General features: G+C 56.7%; 19 protein-coding genes and 2 pseudogenes. 13 read left to right on the forward strand and 8 right to left on the reverse strand.

The features are described from left to right. Positions 1-287: hypothetical protein (locus BSF44_RS30530; RefSeq protein ID WP_218194556.1), on the forward strand; the 287-nt coding region annotated here is incomplete at its 5' end. Positions 288-570: 283 nt separating this feature from the next. On the opposite strand, the gene BSF44_RS17935 is transcribed toward BSF44_RS30530, so the two are convergent. From BSF44_RS17935 to BSF44_RS17960, 6 genes and pseudogenes are all read right to left on the reverse strand, one after another. Further along, positions 571-774: a hypothetical protein gene (locus BSF44_RS17935; protein WP_043302433.1), complete on the reverse strand. Its 204-nt coding sequence runs from the start codon at positions 772-774 to the stop codon at positions 571-573. Positions 775-842: 68 nt separating this feature from the next. Then, complete coding sequence (locus BSF44_RS17940) at positions 843-1067, reverse strand: hypothetical protein (protein WP_008019294.1); 225 nt, start codon at positions 1065-1067, stop codon at positions 843-845. Between the two features lie 28 nt (positions 1068-1095). Beyond that, positions 1096-1347, reverse strand: a complete 252-nt coding sequence (locus BSF44_RS30750) for a hypothetical protein (RefSeq protein ID WP_043302427.1) — start codon at positions 1345-1347, stop codon at positions 1096-1098. Between the two features lie 243 nt (positions 1348-1590). After that, positions 1591-1953 (reverse strand): annotated as a pseudogene (locus BSF44_RS17950) (NUDIX hydrolase). 296 nt (positions 1954-2249) lie between these two features. Then, positions 2250-2564 (reverse strand): hypothetical protein, encoded by a 315-nt coding sequence (locus tag BSF44_RS17955; RefSeq protein WP_095944639.1) that lies wholly within the window; start codon positions 2562-2564, stop codon positions 2250-2252. Positions 2565-2789: 225 nt separating this feature from the next. Beyond that, positions 2790-2999, reverse strand: a complete 210-nt coding sequence (locus BSF44_RS17960) for a hypothetical protein (RefSeq protein ID WP_095944640.1) — start codon at positions 2997-2999, stop codon at positions 2790-2792. Between the two features lie 554 nt (positions 3000-3553). On the opposite strand from BSF44_RS17960, the pseudogene BSF44_RS17965 reads away from it, so the two are divergent. Together BSF44_RS17965 and BSF44_RS17970 are read left to right on the forward strand one after the other, a co-directional pair. Continuing rightward, positions 3554-3848: pseudogene (locus BSF44_RS17965) on the forward strand (transposase); the annotation flags it as partial. Positions 3849-4353: 505 nt separating this feature from the next. After that, positions 4354-5973 carry a methyl-accepting chemotaxis protein gene (locus tag BSF44_RS17970; RefSeq protein ID WP_095944641.1) on the forward strand — a complete coding sequence of 540 codons (1620 nt, stop codon included), beginning with the start codon at positions 4354-4356 and terminating at the stop codon, positions 5971-5973. A 137-nt stretch (positions 5974-6110) separates the two neighbouring features. On the opposite strand, the gene BSF44_RS17975 is transcribed toward BSF44_RS17970, so the two are convergent. Continuing rightward, positions 6111-6581 carry a cyclic nucleotide-binding domain-containing protein gene (locus BSF44_RS17975; protein WP_172435365.1) on the reverse strand — a complete coding sequence of 157 codons (471 nt, stop codon included), beginning with the start codon at positions 6579-6581 and terminating at the stop codon, positions 6111-6113. A 415-nt stretch (positions 6582-6996) separates the two neighbouring features. Further along, positions 6997-7959, reverse strand: coding sequence for a LysR family transcriptional regulator (locus tag BSF44_RS17980; RefSeq protein WP_095944643.1), 963 nt, complete (start codon positions 7957-7959; stop codon positions 6997-6999). Between the two features lie 395 nt (positions 7960-8354). Here BSF44_RS17980 and BSF44_RS17985 point away from each other — a divergent pair, with 395 nt between their 5' ends. The 10 genes from BSF44_RS17985 to BSF44_RS18030 all read left to right on the forward strand — a co-directional run bounded on the left by BSF44_RS17985 (position 8355) and on the right by BSF44_RS18030 (position 20076). Beyond that, positions 8355-9407, forward strand: a complete 1053-nt coding sequence (locus BSF44_RS17985; protein ID WP_095944644.1) for a 4-hydroxythreonine-4-phosphate dehydrogenase PdxA — start codon at positions 8355-8357, stop codon at positions 9405-9407. 55 nt (positions 9408-9462) lie between these two features. Continuing rightward, on the forward strand, positions 9463-10749 hold the full coding sequence (locus BSF44_RS17990; RefSeq protein WP_256589101.1) for an MFS transporter: 1287 nt from the start codon (positions 9463-9465) through the stop codon (positions 10747-10749). 37 nt (positions 10750-10786) lie between these two features. Beyond that, entirely contained in the window at positions 10787-11713 is a 927-nt protein-coding gene (locus BSF44_RS17995; protein WP_095944645.1) for a YncE family protein, read from the forward strand. Positions 11714-11800: 87 nt separating this feature from the next. Next, positions 11801-12757 (forward strand): amidohydrolase, encoded by a 957-nt coding sequence (locus BSF44_RS18000; RefSeq protein ID WP_095944646.1) that lies wholly within the window; start codon positions 11801-11803, stop codon positions 12755-12757. A 35-nt stretch (positions 12758-12792) separates the two neighbouring features. Further along, the gene (locus BSF44_RS18005) at positions 12793-14307 is read left to right on the forward strand and encodes a sugar ABC transporter ATP-binding protein (RefSeq protein ID WP_095944647.1); all 1515 of its coding nucleotides are present in this window, start codon (positions 12793-12795) and stop codon (positions 14305-14307) included. Positions 14308-14388: 81 nt separating this feature from the next. Then, positions 14389-15411: an ABC transporter permease gene (locus BSF44_RS18010; RefSeq protein WP_095944648.1), complete on the forward strand. Its 1023-nt coding sequence runs from the start codon at positions 14389-14391 to the stop codon at positions 15409-15411. Positions 15412-15487: 76 nt separating this feature from the next. Continuing rightward, positions 15488-16594, forward strand: coding sequence for a substrate-binding domain-containing protein (locus BSF44_RS18015; RefSeq protein WP_095944649.1), 1107 nt, complete (start codon positions 15488-15490; stop codon positions 16592-16594). 10 nt (positions 16595-16604) lie between these two features. Next, a complete protein-coding gene (locus BSF44_RS18020; RefSeq protein ID WP_095944650.1) occupies positions 16605-17507 on the forward strand; it encodes an SMP-30/gluconolactonase/LRE family protein in 903 nt (300 codons plus the stop codon). A 43-nt stretch (positions 17508-17550) separates the two neighbouring features. Continuing rightward, positions 17551-18588, forward strand: coding sequence for a c-type cytochrome (locus BSF44_RS18025; protein ID WP_095944651.1), 1038 nt, complete (start codon positions 17551-17553; stop codon positions 18586-18588). 216 nt (positions 18589-18804) lie between these two features. Then, entirely contained in the window at positions 18805-20076 is a 1272-nt protein-coding gene (locus BSF44_RS18030; protein ID WP_095944652.1) for an OprD family porin, read from the forward strand. Positions 20077-20309: the final 233 nt, after the last annotated feature.

The raw sequence follows: 20309 nt of genomic DNA on the forward strand, positions 1-20309 counted from the left end.
GATTTTTAGGCGTCTTGAACGGCTGCTTGTGGCCGTTCTCTGCCGATCATGGTTACAAAGCGTGCTGGTCAAATCCGATGCAATCGGTGGTCAGAACGAATGCAAATGACTGGTCAGGTCGAATGCAGGGGGTGGTCAAGTGGAGTGCAATTTCGCAGTCATCTGACATGGTCGCTTCTCCAGTTCTTGTAGAAATCGTGGCAGCGACCAAAAAAATGGCCCGCATGCGGGCGGGCCAAATGGGAATTCTTCAAAGGAGCAGGGTTAATCTGCGCTCCACCATGTGAGCGATTGGTGAACAGCATGTCGCAGAAACGAAAAAGCCCGGCACATTAGCCGGGCTCTCTGTAGATGGGCCAAATCCCTTTGGCTGACTGCATTGTGCTTGGTAGGTGTGACGAAGGCATGACAGGGGCAGATACGAGAAGCCCGGCTCTGGACCGGGCATTTGAGTTACATCGGTGCGACCGCCAAGCCGCTACAACATCTCGCCGTCATACCACGCGCCTACTCCGCCTTCCCCCGCACACTTCTTCTCGCCTTCATAACCCGCCAGCTAGTTTGTGCCGTTCAATGGAGAACCCTGCGACTCTCTCCAATCCTGATCCGATCAAGCGCCCGGTTTAATGCGTCCAAGGCATCGAGGAGAGCTTTCGCCTCGGCTTCCCGGCCATCCCCCCACAGGCGTTCAGCCATTTTGTTCAGGGCTTGGATAGAACGCTCAATTTCAGCAGCAGTCACTGCTGCTTTACTGTCCGTCAGCTTCTTCTTCATTGAGTAACCGTTTACAGGGCATTGCTTGTATTTCAGATCTAGCGCGAATACGCCCGCCAGACGCATGGCTATTCAGCCTTCCGGACAATCCTTCCCGCCTTCACCTCATCTGTGTAAGCAGTCAGCCGATCAGCTTGCTCATGCAGCTTTTCGATCGTCTCCATTGCCTCCAGAAGCTCTGTATCCCCGCGCTGTTTTGCAAGCCTGAACATTTCCAGGGCAGCTTCTTCGAGGGAATATGCAGCGGCTTTCAAGTCGCGGCGTAACTCTTGATTGGGTTTGTTAAGTGCCATGACAACCTCCTGCCAATCCCTTCCGCGATCATTGGCAGTGGTCTGCCTTCGCCGGCCGGACTACCTGACCTGCACCGATTTCTTTAATCCAGCCATCTAACCGATTCTCACCTTGCTGGAAGATTGTGATCATCCTTCGAAGCGCCTCAGCGTCTGGTCCATTACCTGCGTGGCTTAGCCGCTCGGCAATCCGAACTAACTCCACGGCCGACCACTTCAGATCAGAGGCGACACCCTGCAGATCGCGCTTCAGGTCCTGCACTGGTTTGTTGAGCCCCATCATCACCCCTTACAAGTCCCTACAACACTAATCCGATATTCAGCTGCGAAATTGCACTCTACTTGATCACCCGCTTGCATTCGACCTGACCAGTCATTTGCATTCGTTCTGACCACCGATTGCATCGGATTTGACCAGCACGCTTTGTAACCATGATCGGCAGAGAACGACCCATTGCGGGCACTCAGAATGATGCAAAGAGACGATTAACCTTTGTGCGAACCAGAACGATCCAGGGGGGAGTTAAAGGCGACGTAGAAATGATCTGACAATCGATTTCGTAGCATCGCTTGTGTCTGAGTCATGAAACGTGTTCAGAGAATGCCAAATGCACTCGATGATCTCGTTTTGAGGCGTAGCGTTTTCGGCATCTTGGACAGAGGCTTCAAAAACATGGTGGCGTGTGTTGCCTGCATCGAACTCAAAAATGTACAGGAGCTGATCAACATTTAGCCCGGTTTCTTCTTGGAGTTATCGAGCAGCAGCTCCAGCGATAGCTTCGCCAGTTTCTACTTTGCCACCAGGCAAAGCCCATTTTGACTTCGGTTTGCGAACGAGCAAGATATGCCTATCTCTCTCGCATATGACTGTAGCTCTGACTCTCATCTTTTGACCCGGAAGGCATGTCATTAAATTGTAATAAAAATGTCATCTTCAAGGCGCGTTTATCGACGAACGCAGAATTTAGAGCAAGCCAAACTCAAAAAAGTGCCAGGTGCGGCGGTCACTGGCGAGGGGATAACCCATGAGTAACCCCCAACCCGAAACGCCACGGGCCTGCGATCATGCAGGCCCAGTCAGGTTGGGTACACCGCGATGGGTAACCGCTGTGGTAACCCAACAGCGGCATTCTGCTTGGAGCCAGTATCTACGCGGCCTGTAGACATTCAGTGCGCGACCTATCAAGCGGCACTCGCCTCATTGGTAGGATTCAAATAGCAGGCCATGTCCCGTTCGACAACGTCGATCTCATTTAGCCCCCAGTTTGTCAGGGGCGCGGAAGGTTTGCCGGTCGACGCAAAACTCGCCGCCAGCAGACGGGTCATCAGCGTCTTTGCCAAGTCCAGTTGCTCCTGAAGCTCCTGAACCGCGCGATCAGCCTTGTCCAGGCGCTGTTGCAGGGCATCGCGCCCGGCAGTGATCTGTCCGATACTGGCCATCGTTTCATGTGGGTCGACCATCACTGCCGCTTTTTCTTCCAAAGATTTGTCACTCATCAATGTGCTCGTTCGCTCAGGTTCAAGGTCAGGCGCGCGCAGGCCTTGCCTCACTGATATCGGCACGAGAGTTTATTCCTATAGTTTTCTATCGCACTGCTGCGCAAGGCGCCGACCAACGGCAGCGTAACCCATCAGCGAATCCAGCCTAGTTGCGAACAAGCATCTCAGCTGGCACTGGGTTAAGTGCTCGTATCTATAAACGTCCGTTTCTGGCTATAGCCGTCACTCCGGCGTCATCATCACCGCGAGTGTCATCTTGATGAATTCTTCATTTTTATCGATCGTATCCAAGGCGCCGCGTACGTTATCGGCGACAACTGCGGCTCCCTGCTGCTCGACCCAATTCGTGAGCTCCATGATGGCGGCTTCCAAGGCGAGTTGATTTTCGTTGAGCTTGGACAGCAGGGAAGGGAGTAGATCTGAGTTTGGCATCGCGAAACCTCCGTGGAGATTTCAGCGTAGCAGCTGGTGCTGATCGGGGTGGGCAGGGGAAGGGGTAAAAAGTTGCCATGGTGAGAGGCTGGTTGTGCGCAAAACCTCCGGTGGAAGCCGCGGATTACCGTTTGCGAAATCACAAAAAAGCGGATTCTTTGCTACCCTAAATTGCACTGGTATTCCTTTTAAAACAGTACCTTAGGTGATTACTGTCCCCAATATGGGGTGCTAGGGGTAGAGTGTTCGAATCACTCCGTCCCGACCATATAATTCAAGGGGTTGCGAGATTTTATCTCGCGACCCCTTTTTATTTTTAGGGGTTTTTACCCCCACCAAACGGCTGGCTCTTGGTGGAATTTTCAGCTGATGTCAGGGTTGGAGTTAGTCACCAGCAGGGCTTTAGCCTCAACTTGATAAGCGAGTTAACGACGGTTTTTGGGTGCATTCCTGTCGCACGTTACCGGCGCTAATTGGCCGATTCTGTTGAAAAAATAGCCCTCCTGCCTAGCCTGCGGAAAAATCTCTGCATAGGTCGGCGGGGATCACACAGCATGATGGGACAGTTATCGAGTGGGCAGGAACGGCAGTTTTACTCGTTCAACCTGTAAGATCAGACCCCAGCAAATCACCTTCTGCGCAGCATTGATCAATGTCTCGATCTGAGCGACCTGCGCCATTACTTCGCAGGTTTCTATAGCCCGATCGGGTGTCCGCCGATTGATCATGAACTGATGATCCAAGCGGCAGTTGTACGAAGAGGCCCATTTGAATCTGGCGTATCGCTGGTTCTGCCGGTTGAACCTTGAAGATGACGTACCCAATCACTCGACATTTTCAAAAAATCGACAACTGGAGGGAGTTGGCACGCTAGACGCACTTTTATAAAGCCCATGCTTAACAGTCTGCACCAGTTGGAGGCGGCGTAATGAACGTTCGCCTCCGGCAGCTTCAGCGCCTTGACTGGTTGTGCTGGTCATCGCTTCTCCGGGGAAATCGGGCTAATCCCGACCTTCACTCGCTCAAGCCGCAGTCGCCGCGACAATCCTCCATAAATCAAGATCCTCTTCGCGATTGCGTGGCACAAAGCCTGCATCGCTGGCATCAGGCCCACCTGAAACGCATTTGTGTGGACAGCCTCCTCGGTCAATGACGATCGATTGGCCGAATAGGTCGGGGGCAACAGGGGGCTCAGGCGAAGGCGGCAGGTCGCGCATCGCGAATGAACAGGCAAAGACGCCTGAAACCGAGAAGGTTTCAGGCGTTTTTTTTTGCTTTATGAACGCGTCGGTGGCAACCACTGGCCGGTTGCTGTGCTGTCCGTTGGGCAGGTATTAATCGGGGAACATTGAGTATGGTCAAGTTAAACACGGCACAACGCATCGTCATCGGGTTTTTAATTGCGCCGTTGGCACTGATGGGCATGGCGTTTTACGCGTTGCACGATCTGGCAACGCTCAAGGGACAGTCGGTGGTTATCGTCAAACAGGACTGGCCGAAGATCGAGCCGATCATGGTCATTGCAACCGGTGTACGGGACAACGCCAGGAATACCCGAGATTTGCTGATCGAAAAAGATAATCAGCAGGTTCAGCAATCCATTGACACCACCAAAAAACGAATCACCCAGGCGCTCGAAACGCTTGAGCCATTGTTCAATCTGCCAGAAGGCAAAGTCGCTTACGCCACCCTGAAAAAGCATCGAGAGGCCTACGTTGCTGCGTTCACTCAAGTGCAGGTATTGATCCGGCAGGGGGCTTTCGATGAAGCCATGGCGCAGCTGAAACAAAAGGTTATCCCGGCAGAACACGAGGTCTATAGAAGCCTGGATGAGTTGATGGCTCTGCAAGGAAGGATATTTGCCGACCGCGAACTGTCGGCACAGGAACTGTACAACGATGCCCGGCGCAACATGTTCGGGTTTTTTTTGTTCTGCCTGGCGCTCGTCATCGCCGCCGCGTTCATCGTAACGCGTAGCGTCACCCGACATTTGGGTGGAGAGCCGGATGATGCGGCTCGGTTCTTGAGCCAAATCGCGCAGGGCGATCTGACGATTCAAGTGCCGGTGAATGCAAGTGCCGACGGCAGCGTGATGATGAACATGCACCAGATGCAGCAAAGCTTGAACGCGATGGTCAAGCACATCGCAGCATCGGTCGATCAGGTGGCCAGTTCGTCCGAAGAACTGAGCGCGGTCAGCAGCCAGACCAGCAGCAGTTTGCAGTTGCAAGGGCTGGAGATCGAACAGGCTGCGGCGGCGGTCAATCAAATGACGGCGGCCGTCGACGAGGTCGCACGCAATGCGGTCAGCACCAGCGAAGCGTCCCGGGTGTCCGAGCAAACCGCACAACGCGGTCGTGAGCAAGTTCAGGAAACGGTGGTTTCGATAGGGACGCTGGCGGACGGCATGACGGACACCTCGCAGCGTATTCAGCAACTGGCCGGACGTGTGCAGGACATCAGTAAGGTGCTGGATGTCATTCGCAGCATCGCCGAGCAAACCAATTTGCTAGCCCTCAACGCGGCGATTGAAGCGGCCCGTGCCGGTGATGCCGGACGTGGTTTTGCGGTGGTCGCCGATGAGGTGCGGGCGCTGGCCCATCGCACTCAGGTGTCGACCCAGGAAATCGAGCAGATGATTGGCAACATTCGCCTCGATACCGGGCACGCGGTGACCGCTATGCAAAGCAGTGGTCATCTGGTGCAGACGACTCTGGAAGTCGCGCAACGCTCCGGCGAAGCACTGGAAGAGATCACCCGGTCGATCTCACAGATCAACGAGCGCAACATGATGATCGCCAGTGCCACGGAGGAACAGGCATTGGTGGCGCGTGAAGTGGATCGCAATCTGATGGGTATTCGTAACCTGTCCGAGCAAGTCTTGCTGGGTGCCCGGCATGCCGACACCGCCGGTCTGGAGCTGGCGCAGATGGCAGGCGTGCTGCATCAGACTGTGGGGCGCTTCAAAATCTAGACAGGGGAGTCCTGTTTTTTGCTTCGGTATTGGCATTATGAATGTTAACTGAAGCTTATGAGCCCTCGAATAAACGAGCGAAGGCGTGCTGCCGGCTTGCGCGAGATGGGGTGCCTGTCTCAAACAACGACCTCTTGTTATAAGGATGAGCGGCGCGCGCAATCACTCATGAAGCGACTCATATCGCGAGAAAGGTTGATAAAAAATATCTCGTACTGCAGCCTATCCAGCTCATGGAGCCTGTATAGAAACTGACATGAAATTTTAAGCGCTATGCATTCGCCAGACGCTGATCCATTAAAGAGTCTTGGCCGCATCGCCAGCATTGCGGGAAACCCGACGCTTTCTCCCTCGGTTGTCGTTCGGATGATTTTGCAGCCAGCTTGGGTGTCCTGATAGATCTTCACATGCCCCTTTAGAACGACATAGAAGCAATCTGCAACTTCTCCCTGGCGATAGAGCATCTCGCCTTCTGCTAATCTGAACAACTCACCGCCCGCCAGTACTTGCTCCACGAAATGGTCCGAGAGGGCCCCGAAAGCGGACATGTTCCGAAACACTTCCGCGGGAAGGATATCGCTGAGTAATGCTCGGTCGAGAGATTGCATGGTTGTACACCTGCTGTGCCTCCCCCATTGGAACCGCGTGCTGTTCATGAATTGGCGACGTTACCACCGTCATGGGCATATGACCGATACTGGGCTTTGCGCCTCTGCATGGCTACCAATATGCCTGCAAGCATTATGAACCCTTTGATCTAGCTCCGTGGAAGACCTGCCGCATGCAGTCATGCCGCAGGGCATGAGCACGACGTTCTGTGCGGTATCCGTAAACTCTGGGTTGGCCCATTCTCTGACCAGACGGGCATCTGCGCTGGAGTAAAATCCGGTTTGGTGCGCGACCTCATCCACGCCGCTTTAATTCAATCAGACTGGTCGAATCCTGACGACATTACTGGAGCGGAGTGCTCTGAATTTACTTCTAATAACTTTGGTCATACTTTTATGGGCAGTGATGGCTTGGTTATGTATTTGATACGCATGTAGATATTTTTAGCTGATGTTCAGCTTTCACGGTGCTGATGAAGGCTTGCATCGCTGATGACATAATTCGATGCCGACGAGTGATCAGGCCGAACGGCGGCAACCGCGGTTCGACGCTGATCGGCAGAATGGCCAGCAGGTGACGTCCAGGGTAGTCGTCGACCACGGAGAGCGGTGTAACGCCGAGCATGTCGGTCTGTTGGATCAGTGACAGTAGGGTCATGATCGACGTGGTTTCGACGATACTGCTGGGGACATCGACCCGCGCGTTGTGAAATACCTGGTTGATAATAGTGCGCATTGGGCTGGGTTGTTGTTGCAAAACCCAGGTCATGTTCTGCAGTTCTCCCCAAGTCAATTGGGTGGCTTGAGCCAAGGGGTTTTGCGCGCCCGCGATGACACATAGTTGCTCTTCGCCAAGGCTGTCGAACAGCAGCTCTTCGGCCCGCGCTCCCGGTGGAATCCTTCCTAGAACCAAGTCCAGCTGATCCTGAAGCAACGCGTTCACCAGTACGTCGCTGGTGTCGACCTGGATGCTCATGGACAGTCGTGGATGGCTTTTCTTCAAGGTTGCAATAGTCCGCGTCAGTAAGCCCGAGGCTAGAGCAGGAATGGCCCCGACGGAGACCCGGCCAAGATTGCCGGATTCCAGCGCAACCAACTCTTCACGCATGCCACTGAGCTCGGCGAAGACCATACGAGCGTAGTAAGTAACTGTTTCTCCGAACGGTGTTGGGCGCATGCCACGAGATAAACGCTCGAACAGTTCGACACCGAGTACTCCCTCGGCCTCATGCAACATTTTGGTCGCTGCCGGTTGGGTCATGCCGATATTTTCGGCGGCACGGCGTAGAGATCCAAACTCCTCCAAGGCGAGCATCAGCCGCAATTGGCGCAGGCGCAAACGGCTGTGGATCACGCTGGCATCGGGAATTCGGGTCATGGTTCGGCTCGGCAATGAAGGGGCGGCAAGCCTGGAAGAATTCCGGTGCTGCCAGTGGTTGCTGTTCAGGTAGCCATTTTTCCATCATTAAACGTGGAGGCGTCTAGTCAAAAAAATAAATACGGTGATAGCCAGCGGTTATGTCGGAGCTTGTAAAAAGTTTCATTGTAGGCAGCAGAAGGTGGAGATGGGACCTTTTATGGAGGCGAGTTACCCAGCGCAGGTTAGGGTCATGTGGTTAGTTTTTTCGCTTATATCCTGAGGTAATCACCCTATCAGAAGCTTTGATTAGACGGTTATCACCTGTTCTCCGATAGTTCGTCCTACCGGGAGGCGGGAAAGCAGTTATGCCTTCATTCGCCTTAACTATAAAAACAAAGGCTGAGGTGTGCGTCATGGCCCATTCAAGTGCTGATCAGCGCGAGCTGTCAGACGACCTGCAATCGTACAAACCGAAAATCGCCCTGGTCCTGGGTGACCCGGCGGGTATCGGTCCGGAGCTGATCGCCCGCTTGCTCGCCGAGCCGGACGTGCGCTCCAAAGCCCATCTGTTGTTGATCGCCGACGAGGCGCAGATGCGCATTGGCATGGACATCGCTGGTTGCACCTTTCCTTACCGCACCATCGATTCACTGGAGACCCTGGACTTCAGTGATGACACCCCGCTGTTCTATCAATACCGCGGCGCGGCGCAGGGCGAGTTCCCGCGTTCCGAGGCCAGTGCTATCGGTGGTCAGTACTGTCTGGACACTCTGGAAACAAGTTTGCGCCTGACTCAGCAGGGGTTCACTGACGCACTGCTGTTTGGCCCGTTGAACAAGACCTCGTTGCACATGGCGGGCATGACCCATAGCGACGAGCTGCACTGGTTCGCCGAGTACCTGGATTTCCACGGACCGTTCTGCGAGTTCAACGTGCTCGACAACCTCTGGACTTCGCGAGTGACGTCTCATGTGGCACTCGCCGAGGTGCCGGGGCTGCTCAGTCAGGCCAGGGTCGTGGAAGCCATCGAGCTGATCGACACGGCGCTCAAACGTAACGGCCTTGCCAAGCCGCGGATCGGCGTTTGTGGCCTCAACCCGCACAACGGTGACAACGGCAGTTTCGGCCGCGAGGAGCTCGACATCATCGGCCCTGCGGTGAAGACCGCACGGGAGGCGGGCATCGACGCCGATGGCCCTTATCCGGCCGACACCATTTTTCTCAAGGTCCAGGGCGATGCCAAAGCCTTCGATGCGGTGGTGACCATGTACCACGACCAAGGACAGATCGCGATCAAGTTGATGGGGTTCTCCCGCGGCGTGACGGTGCAGGGTGGATTACCGATTCCCATCACCACACCGGCGCATGGCACCGCCTTCGATATCGCAGGGCAGGGCAAGGCCAATGTCGGAGCCATCCGCCAGGCTTTCGAGATTGCCTGTCGGATGGGAAGCGGTCGACGTTAAGTCGAAAGTACCGCGTACCGATCCAGTGTTCCGCTAAAACAATAAGAGGTACCCGATGATGAACACCAGCACGCTTACCGCCGCAGACAGTCCGGCTATCCCCACTAGACGTTGGTTGAGGGTTATCCCGCCAATACTGATTACCTGCATCATTTCCTACATGGACAGGATCAACATTGCCTTTGCCATGCCCGGCGGCATGGCGACGGAGTTAGGCATTACTGCCAGCATGATGGGATTGGCCGGCGGCATCTTCTTTATCGGTTATCTGTTTCTGCAAGTGCCCGGTGGAAAGCTGGCCGTGCACGGCAGTGGCAAAAAGTTCATTGGCTGGTCGTTGTTGGCCTGGGCCGTCATCTCGGTATTGAGTGGTTTGGTCACCAACCACTATCAACTGCTGTTTCTGCGCTTTGCCCTGGGGGTGGCCGAAGGCGGCATGCTCCCGGTGGTGCTGACAATGATCAGCAATTGGTTCCCGGACAAGGAGCGCGGGCGTGCCAATGCCATCGTGATCATGTTCGTTCCGTTGGCCGGGATCATCACCGCACCCTTGTCAGGCTGGATCATTTCCGCTTTGGACTGGCGCATGTTGTTCATCATCGAAGGACTACTGTCGGCCGTGGTGATGGTGTTGTGGATGCTGACAGTTAGTGACCGTCCGCAAGAGGCGAAATGGATCTCCAAAGAAGAGCAGGACTATCTGATCACGACATTGCGCGAAGAGCAGCGTGCTATCCAGGGTAAAGAGGTCGGAAGCGTTTCGTTAAAGGCAGTACTGGGCGACAGAACCATGTGGCATCTGATCGCGCTGAACTTCTTCTACCAGGCGGGCATTTACGGGTACACCTTGTGGTTGCCGACCATCCTTAAAGAGTTAACCCATACCGGCATGGGCATGGTGGGCATGTTGGCCATCCTGCCGTATCTGGGGGCCATGTTCGGCATGCTGCTGTTCTCCAACCTGTCTGATCGCAGCGGCAAGCGCAAAGTGTTCATCGTAGTGCCGCTGGCATGCTTCGCGCTGTGCCTGTTTCTCTCCGTTACTCTGCGAGAACACATGTGGTGGTCCTTCGCCGCGCTAGTCGGCTGTGGGGTCTTTCTTCAGTCGGCAGCCGGGGTGTTCTGGACCATTCCAGCGAAGTTGTTCAGTGCTGAAGTAGCTGGCGGCGCACGGGGTGTGATCAATGCCCTGGGTAACCTGGGTGGCTTCTGCGGACCTTATTTCGTCGGCGTCCTGATCTCCCAGTATGACCAGAGTGTCGGCGTCTACAGCCTGGCGATATCGGTGGCACTGGCTGCATTGCTAGCGTGGATCCTGCCAGCCAAATGCGACAAAGCTTAAGCCAACTATCTGCGCATAACGAATGAGGAATCAAACCATGAGTCAGGAAATTCTTTTGCTGGTGCAGAAGTGCGCCCACACCTTCAGTTTCTACGACGTCGCCAGCGGCGAAGCCATCAAGCACATTCGCCTGCCGGACTTCCCCCACGAGTTCGTCGTCGACTCGCAGAACCGTTTTGCTTATGTCGGTCACTACGGCATCGAGACTTCCAGCCATAAAGGCGAGGGCGGCTGCTCGGTGTTTGTCATCGATCTGGAGAAGGGTGAGCATGTGCGCACCCTGGACATCTGGCCGTACTTTCGTCCGCACGGCTTGGCGATGGACCAGCAGGACCGTCTCTACGTACTCAGCGAAGGGCACTCGACCCTGCTGATTTTCGACCAGCCGCACCTGCGAGATGTACCTGACCGGGCAATCCCTTCAGGCGGCTACAAGAGTCACCTGATGGCACTGACCCGTGACGGTGAAACGGGCTTTGCGCTCAATCTGTTGAGCAACACCGTGACCCGCCTTAAGCCTCAGGACCCGACTATCGCACCGCTGCCGCTGCAGCCCGGCAGCCAGCCCGAAGGCAACTGCTTCAGCCAGGACGAGCGCACGCTTTACGTGACCACCCGTGGCGACAACAGCATCGTCGCCATCGATGTGGAGACCCTGCAGGTCGTGCATCGCGGTCGAACTGGCGCCGACCCGACGCGCATCTACCGTGATCGCCAGAATCGCCTCTTTGTGACCAACTACGGTGAACAGTCGATCTCGGTATTCAACGCTGATTTGCAGGAAATTCACCGTATCGAACTGGACAGTGCGGCTATCGCCATGAGCCTGCATCCGACCCGCAATCTGGCATTCGTCACACTCAAGGATCAGCGAGTCGGCATGCTCAATCTGGACAACTGGACCTTCGAGCGCTACTTCGAAACCCTGCTCGAGCCGGATGTGTCGCAGGTCATCGTTCGCTGAGCGTTGAATACGAAAACAACATGACCGCCGTGACGAATCCTTCATCGCGGTCTGCCAGACCAGACTGTGCTCCCAGGGGACAATGAAATGCCACGCAGCCTGCACGAACGTCTGGGCCTGGAGGTGGAAGGCAACGCTCCCATCACCCTGATCGACGCCCACCACCACTTATGGGATCTGGATAGCCATAGGTACCCCTGGCTACAGGAACCCGCGGACCCGGCGTTCTTTCTGGGTGATTACAGTGCGCTACGGCGTAATTACCTGGCGCCGGACTATCTCGCCGACAGCGCCGGACACCGGGTACTGGCTACCGTGCACTGTGAGGCCGAGCATGATCGGGGCTTCCAGGTCGCGGAGACCCGTTGGGTCCATGAGCAACATGCGCGCTATGGCTTTCCCAATGCGGTGGTGGCGCATGTCTGGTTCCACCATGACAACTGCGAAGAGATTCTCAATGGTCATCTGAACTACCCGCTGCTGCGGGGTATCCGCAGCAAGCCGCTCACTGCGGCCAGCCCCGAACTGGCCGCCAGTGTGCGCGGCCAGCCGGGCAGCATGCAGGATCCGGCCTGGTTGCGCGGTTTCGCGCTACTGGCCAAGTACGGGTTGAGCTGGGACTTGCGCGTGCCTTACTGGCACCTGGCTGAGGCCGCGCAAGTGGCCGCGGCGTTTCCCCTGGTGCCGATCGTGCTCAACCACATGGGCTTTCCCTGGGACCGTAGCGCCGCCGGTCTCGAAGGCTGGCGCAGTGGCATGCGGGCATTGGCGGCGCAGCCGAATGTCTGGGTGAAAGTGTCCGAGCTGGGTTTGCGCGATCAACCCTGGACGCTGGAAGGCAACCGCGTGGTGGTGCGCGAAACCCTGGAGCTGTTCGGTATTGAACGTTGCCTGTTTGCCAGCAACTTTCCGGTGGCCGGCTTACGTATCGGTTATGACGAGTTGGTGCGGTCCATGGATGCGATGCTCGAGGGTTACGACGCGGGGCAGCGTGAGGCTTTCTTCTGGCGAAACGCTCAGCGTTTTTACCGGATTACGCTGTAGCGGGATGCAAAAATCATAATAAGGAAAACAACAAAATGCTCAGTGAGTCACTGCAGTCTGCGGGATTGCCGCTCCTGTATTACGAGAATGTCAGCAAACGCTTTGGCCGAACCCTTGCGGTCAATCGGGTCAGCCTGCAAGTAGAGGCCGGCAGTGTGCTGGCCCTGCTTGGGGAGAATGGCGCGGGCAAATCTACCCTGATCAAAATGCTCGCTGGCGTACATGGCCTGGACGAAGGTCGCATCCTGTTCAAGGGGCGGCCGATCGAGAGCGAGGCCGATCGCTGTGGTATCGCTTTCATCCACCAGGATCTTGGACTGATCGACTCGCTCAGCGCTGCAGAAAATATTGCGTTCAGTTGCGGTTTTTCTCGTCGCCTCGGTTTGATCGACTGGGCTCAGGTGCGGCGCAAGGCTCGCGAGGCGTTAGCGCTGGTGGATGGCAGCATCGATCCAGACACGCCGGTCGGAGAGCTGGAGCGTACGCAAAAATCCCTGATTGCCATCGCTCGGGCGCTGGCTATGGACGCCGAATTACTGATCCTCGACGAGCCGACCGCGAGCCTGCCGGCGGACGATGCCGAGCGTCTGTTCGAGGTGCTCAAGCGGTTGCGCGAGCGGGGTGTGGGGATGATCTATGTGTCGCACCGGTTGGACGAGATTTTTCGCGTGGCCGATCAGGTAGCGGTCATGCGCGACGGTCAGTTGGTGTGCCGCAAGGCTATCGCAGATACCGACCCGCAGGACCTGGTGCGACAGATCGTCGGCCGCGAGCCGGAGCAGCTTTATCTGGCCGCCCCGGTGCGCAATGGTCCGCTGGTGCTACAGGTGCAGGACTTGCAGACCGGTCCGGTCGACGGGTTGTCCTTTGAGCTGCATGCTGGCGAGATTCTCGCGCTGGCCGGTTTGCGTGGTGCTGGTCAGGAACTCATCGGCCGTGCCTTGTTTGGTCTGCAACCCATGGTGGCGGGCCAAGTCCTGCTCGATGGTGCGCTGCTGCGTCCGACCTCCCCTCAGGCGGCCATGCGTGAAGGCCTCGGTCTGGTTGCTGGCGACCGCTGTGGAGAGTCGCTCACGATGCCGATGTCGGTGCGCGAGAATCTCTACCTCAATCCGGTAGCCAGTGGACTCGGACTCTTTGGCTGGATCGCCCCGCAGGGCGAGCGGCAACAAGCCGATGAGCTGGTCCGTCGATTTGGTGTGCGTCCCAACGATACCGAGTGTCCAGTGGAAACCCTTAGCGGCGGTAATCAGCAAAAGGTGGTAATGGCGCGTTGGCTGAAGATCACCGATCGCGTGCTGATTCTCGAGGAGCCTACGGCCGGGGTCGACGTTGGCGCCAAGGCTGAGATTTACCGGCTGATCCAGTGTGCGTTGGAGCAGGGGCTGGCGGTGTTGCTGATTTCCACCGACTTCGAGGAGGTGGCCAACATCGCCCACCGGGCACTGGTGTTCAGTCGCGCGAAAGTAGTTGCCAGCCTCGGCAAGGATCAGCTGTCGGTTAACAGCTTGCTTGAGTATGCCTCCGCCAGTGAACCAGCAGGCCATTGACGTTCGTTGACGGGTGGGCTGACTTGATCTGGCCGTGCGCCTCAGCCCTGTGCAAAAACCAATAACAATAGAAGGATTGCCATGAAAACTGATAACACCGCTCCGGTGATAAATCCGAGCGTTCTGTCCCGGGATTTTTCGCGCCTATTGCCGGTTTACGGTATGCCGGTATTGATGCTGTTTCTGATCCTGTTTTTCTCCGTGCTGCTACCGGATACCTTTCCGACGTTGCTTAACCTTAACTCGATCCTCAGCGACAAGGTGATCATCGCTATCCTCGCCTTGGCAGCGATGATCCCCATGCTGACGAACAAGATCGATTTGACCGTTGGCTACGGAATTGTGCTTTGGCACATCCTGGTGATCAGCCTGCAAACCCGCTACGGCTTTTCCTGGCCTGCGGCGGTTCTGGTGGTCTTGGCCGCCGGCCTGCTGTTCGGGTTTCTGAATGGTCTGCTGGTGGAAATGGCAAAAATCGACTCGTTTATCGCCACGCTCGGCACCGGCACGGTGATCTATGCCTTGGCGCTGTGGCACAGCGGTGGACGGCAGGTGTTCGGCGAGTTGCCCGACGGTTTCATCCAGCTCAATGGCGCCATGCTGTTTGGTTTGCCGGTCTGTGCCTTTTACGTCATGGGCCTGGCGCTGGTGTTGTGGGTGGTGACCGAGTTTCTGCCCATTGGCCGGTTTCTCTATGCCATCGGCGCTAACCCGCGAGCGGCCGAGTTGAACGGTATTCCCAGCCGCCGTTATGTGATCGGTGCCTTCATGGGGTCGGGCCTGCTGACTGCGGTGGCTGGCGTGCTACTGGCTTCCAAGTTACAAATCGGCCAAGCCAGCGTAGGTCTGGAGTTTCTGTTGCCGGCGCTGGTCGGTGCATTTCTGGGTTCCACCACCATCCGTCCGGGACGGGTCAATGTCTGGGGCACGTTAATCGGTGTGGGTGTTCTGGCGGTGGGGATTGCCGGTATTCAGCAGTTGGGCGGGGCCTTCTTCGTCGAGCCACTGTTCAATGGCGTCACCTTGTTGCTGGCGATCGGTATCGCTGGTTATTCCGGACGTCGACGGACGCGCGTGCGCAATACACGTAGCGCAGCGAATTGATCTGCGCGCCAGAACTGGCGCGCTTCAGACCAACAAAAGCTCAAATATTTTTTCCACTCTTTCGGAGTAGAACGCTATGACTTTGCCTGTTTTCAGTCGCACCCTGGTCTCCGGATTGCTTGCCCTGTCTGTCATGATGTCGGCGTTTGCCGATGATTTCGTCGAACAAGCCAAGCAGCGGATCGCCGATGCAACTCAGCCTTGGCACCACTGGAATGGGCCGATCACCGGTCCGGCGGCTCAGGCCAACAAGCAAGTGCTGTTTGTCGCCGCGGATTTGCGCAACAGCGGCGTACTGGGGGTCAGCGAGGGGGTACAGGATGCTGCCAGAGCCATTGGCTGGAAGCTCCGAGTGCTGGACGGCCAGGGCAGCATTTCCGGGCGTACGGCTGCATTGAACCAGGCCCTCGCACTGAAGCCCGACGGCATCATTCTTGGCGGCTTCGATGCCCATGAACAGGCTGCTGCCATCAGCAAGGTTCGCGCGGCGAACATTCCGATGGTGGGCTGGCACGCCGGGCCAGGGGCCGGTGCAATGCCCGCGGAGGGACTGTTCGTCAATGTCACCACTGACCCGACCGAGGTTGCCAAAATCGCGGCTTATTACGCCGTGGCGCAATCCGACGGCAAGGCCGGCGTGGTGATCTTTACCGACTCGCTGTACACCGTCGCGACCGCCAAATCGGACGCCATGGCTCAAGTGATCAAGCAATGCTCCGGTTGTTCGTTGCTGGAGGTGCAAGACACGCCATTAGCCGAAACCTCGACGCGCATGCCGCAACTGACCACCTCGCTACTGCAGCGTCATGGTGACAAGTGGAACTACGCGCTGGGCATCAACGACCTGTATTTCGACTTCATCGGTCCATCTCTGAGTCGGGTGGGACGCAAGCCCGACCAGCCGCCTTTCAGCCTGTCGGCCGGGGACGGCAGCGAGTCGGCATTCCAGCGCATCCGCAAGTCTCGCTATCAGGTAGCGACAGTGCCGGAGCCACTCAACCTGCACGGTTGGCAGTTGATTGACGAACTGAACCGGGCCTTCGCCGGCGAGCAGCCAAGCGGCTATGTGACCGCGGTGCACCTGGTAACACCGCAGAACGTGGAGTTCGACGGTGGGGAGCGCAACACCTTCGATCCGGACAATGGCTACGCCGCGGCTTACAGCAAAATCTGGAAGCATTAAGGACCGAGCCATGAAAAACATCGAGATATTCGACCCAAGGCTGCAGCGCATCTTGAACCCGGACAGTCGCCTTGAGCAGCTTTGTACGGGGGCGGAGTGGGGCGAGGGCCCGGTGTGGATCGGCGAGCAAAGTTGCGTGGTCTGGAGCGATATTCCCAACAACCGCATGCTGCGCTGGTCGGCCGATGAGGGCCTTGGCGTGTTCCGTCAACCGGCGCATTTCAGCAACGGTAACTACCGCGGCTGTGACGGTCGGCTGGTCACTTGCGAGCACGGCCGTCGCTGCATTTCGCGCACCGAGAGCGACGGCCGGGTGGAGGTACTGGTCGACCGCTATCAAGGCGCCCGGCTCAATTCCCCGAATGATCTGGTGGTCAAGTCCGATGGCAGCATCTGGTTCAGCGACCCGGCCTACGGAATCATGAGTGATCGTGAAGGTTACCGGGCGGAGAGTGAGCAGGACGGTTGCCATGTGTATCGCTTCGATCCACTGAGCAATGAGCTGAGCAGGGTGGCCGATGACTTCGAGAAACCCAATGGCCTGGCGTTCTCACCTGACGAGACATTGCTCTACGTTTCGGACACCTCGGCGTCCCATGCCGCAGACGGTTGCCATCACATCCGTGTGTTCGATGTGCTCGACGGTCGGCGTCTGGTCAATGGCCGTTTTTTTGCTGTGATCGAACCAGGATTGCCCGATGGATTTTGCATCGATCAGCAAGGTTGGCTGTACGTCAGCTCGCAGGACAGCATCCAGGTCTATGCCCCCGACGGATGTCTGCTGGGCAAGATCCTGGTGCCGGAGAAAATCTCCAATTGCACCTTCGGGGGAGCTGAAGGTAACCGTCTGTTTATCACGGCATCCACCTCGCTCTATGCCATCACGCTGAACACGCGGGGATGCCAGAGTTGATGCGCCGCGTCCATGCCGAACGACAATAATAAGAGGACCAGCAATGTTCAGAAAATTTCTCATCTGTGCCCTTTGGCCAGGGCTGCTCTGCAGCCTGATAGGCGTGCCTTGCATGGCGGAGGAGCCTCCTGCCTTAATCCCTGGCAGCATGCCGGACAGCAAGCAGGCGGCTGCATTGTTCCAAAGCTTCGCATCGCGTCCAGTGCAACCCTGGACCGTCCCGCAAATGGAGACTATTCCACAGGGGGCCGAGGGCGAGCTGATTCGCTATGGCATGAAGTTGATGCAGCAAACCACTCAGTTGGCCGGACCGCTCGCGGAGGATCACAGCAAGCGTTATTCGCGTAACAACCTCAACTGCACCAACTGTCATGAGGCAGGACCTTCCGGATTGCCGGGCAGCAAACCCTACGCACTGCCGTTGGTTAATGCCGTCAACGAATATCCCAAGCTAGATCCGAAAAGCATGAAGGTCATTTCGCTGGAACAGCGGATTGCCGGAATGTTTGGTAAAGGCGAAGTCGAACTGACGCCACAGAAGCCGGAAATGCAGGCCATCGTTGCTTACCTGCGTTGGTTGGGTGGCCAAGGTAAGCCGGGCATAGCCGTCACGGGCACTGGTCTGTTGCCAATTAACATGCCCGATCGCGCTGCCGACCCTAAACAGGGGCAAGGACTGTTCGCCGCGCATTGCACCCAATGCCACGGCGTTAAGGGCGAGGGAATGCCAGCACAGGACTTTGCCAAAGGTGGCGGCTATCTGTTCCCGCCTATCGCCGGAGATGATACTTACGACGATGGTGGGCATATGTACATGGTGCCGCTGCTCACCCGCTTCATCTACGCCAACATGCCTTTTGGAAGTAGCGCTTCTGCGCCACAGCTGAAGATTGATGAGGCCTATGACATCGCGGCTTACATCAACAGTGAGTTGCCGCGTCGGCATAATCCCCAGCGGATCGGCCTATACCCCAATCCGACGTTCCGTCCGGCGGGATTTGCCATTCCAGAGCATTTCCCCGATGACCCTGAGGGCTATCGACGAGCGCGTTTCGGACCGTTTCCCCATGGTCCGCTGTGAAGATGGTGACCCTGTATCGAGCCATGAGTAATAGCCCGGCGATTGAGTCGGGCCATTTGAGCGGCTGAGCGCTTTACGCACCATGCAAGTGACTGCGTGATTACGGCCGACTTCGGCCGATCAACTTGCCTGACCCCTTCGGTGCATCACGTCATCGGGCCTCACCAGCCCGAAGGGGGACGGCTTTGTCCAAAAAAAGATGGGAGCACAACAATAATGGCTGACTCCGTAACCGTAGCGACTGACTTTCCGAAACCAACCCTGACGAGCGTCGCCCTCGGCGTAGCGCTGGCTATCTGCGCGGCATCGACGCTGGCCGATGAGCATGGTTTTGTTGAAGACGCCAAGGTCACTCTTGGAGTACGCAACTTTTACATGAATCGCAATTTCGTCGATCCGTCTTATCCGCAAAATAAGGCCGCCGAATGGACCCAAAGTTTCATCCTCGATGCACGCTCCGGCTTCACTCAGGGCACAGTTGGCTTCGGTGTGGATATGCTGGGTCTGGGGGCGTTCAAGCTCGACGGTGGCAAAGGCACAAGTGGTACCGGCCTGCTGCCTATCCATAACGACGGCCGTCCGGCCGATGATTACGGTCGCCTGGCTATTGCCGGCAAGGTCAAATTGTCGAACACCGAGCTGAAGGTGGGTGAATGGCGCCCGGTGTTGCCGATCCTCAGAGCCGATGACGGCCGTTCATTACCGCAGACTTTTGAGGGGGCCCAGGTCACCTCCAAAGAGATCGCCGGCCTGACCCTATATGGTGGCCAGTTCCGTGGCACCAGCCAGCGTAACGACGCGAGCATGGAAGACATGGGTGTCGATAAGGCACTGTCGGATCGTTTCAATTTCGCTGGTGGGGAGTATCGCTTCAACCAGGAGCGCACTCAGATCGGCCTTTGGCATGCCGAGCTAGAAAACATCTACAACCAGCAGTTCGTCAACCTGGTGCATAGCCAGCCGATCGGAGACTGGACCTTGGGCGCCAACCTCGGCTATTTCCAGGACAACGATGACGGCAGCGAACTGGCCGGGAAAATCGACAACAAGGTCTACTCGGGCCTGTTCTCCGCCAAGATTGGCGGCAGTACGTTCTACGTTGGCCTGCAAAAACTCACCGGCGACGGCAAGTGGATGCGCGTCAACGGCACCAGCGGCGGCAGCCTGGGCAACGACAGCTTCAACGCCAGCTTCGACAATCCTCAGGAACACTCGTGGCAAGTGCGTTACGACTACAACTTCGCCGCTATCGGGATCCCCGGTCTGACCCTGATGAACCGCTATATCAGCGGTGACAACGTGCACGTCGGCGCCATCACCGACGGCCAGGAAAGCATACGAGATGCCGAGCTGGCCTATGTCGTGCAAAGCGGCGCCTTCAAGAATCTGTCGGTGACATGGCGCAACACCAGCCTGCGTCGCGACTTCAGCAACAACGAGTTCGATGAGAACCGCTTGATCTTCAACTACCCGATCTCATTGCTCTGATTTGAAAAGGCGCTGCACTTCCCTTTTTTCGAAAGAGCAGAGGGAAGGTACGCCAAGAGTTTTTCTTATCGATAACCCGAATTTGGGAGTTAATCAAAAAGGTATTTCTACAGGCTATCGCCGGATAAGCATAAGTGATTATTCAGGCCGGTACACCGCAGCTAAAGTCGGACCATCAAAAGAGTGCAACTTCGTCAGGGCGAACAGCCTGTACACGACTCAATTCAACTGAA

Origin of the sequence: Pseudomonas sp. ACN8 (assembly GCF_002303925.1) — a bacterium.
Classification (GTDB): Bacteria; Pseudomonadota; Gammaproteobacteria; order Pseudomonadales; family Pseudomonadaceae; genus Aquipseudomonas.